This is a genomic window from Halorubrum sp. Atlit-26R (assembly GCF_003666015.1).
GTDB lineage: Archaea > Halobacteriota > Halobacteria > Halobacteriales > Haloferacaceae > Halorubrum.
This window is the reverse complement of sequence record NZ_QPLT01000539.1, coordinates 1-440: the sequence shown is the minus strand read 5'-3', so window position 1 is coordinate 440 and position 440 is coordinate 1. Positions and strand designations below refer to the sequence as shown.

Annotated in this window: 1 protein-coding gene; it reads left to right on the top strand. The window is 57.7% G+C overall.

Translation table 11 applies throughout. From position 1 onward, the window contains the following. Positions 1-4: 4 nt before the first annotated feature. Positions 5-440, top strand: a 436-nt coding sequence (locus DVK07_RS21845; RefSeq protein ID WP_394338908.1) for a metallophosphoesterase, incomplete at its 3' end; no start/stop codon positions are given.

Genomic DNA, 440 nt, shown 5'->3' with positions numbered 1-440 from the left:
AAAGATTCTCGAACGGCTCCTCACCGACCTCGAATTAGCGGGCGACGATCTTGTCGTCTTCGTCGGTGACCTCGTCAGAAAAGGGCCGGACAGTCCTGGTGTTATCGATCTCGTTCGTGTGGATTCGCGTCTCGTCAGCGTCCGTGGAAACAACGAGCAGAAGATCGTGCGCGGCGACAAGAACCCGGACTGGCTCCGCGAGAGCGACCGCGAGTACTTCGAATCACTTCCGGTCGCCATCTCGTTCGACGACGTGCTCGTCGTCCACGGTGGCATCGATCCTCAAAGGTCGCTGGCTGATCACACTGTCGAAGAGCTGCTGACGATGCGTTCCCCGCATGGTGATGGGTACGATGGACCGTTTTGGTATGATGATTACGAGGGGCCCTATCGCGTCTTCTTTGGTCATACCGTTCATGACCACCCGGTGGAGCGAGAAC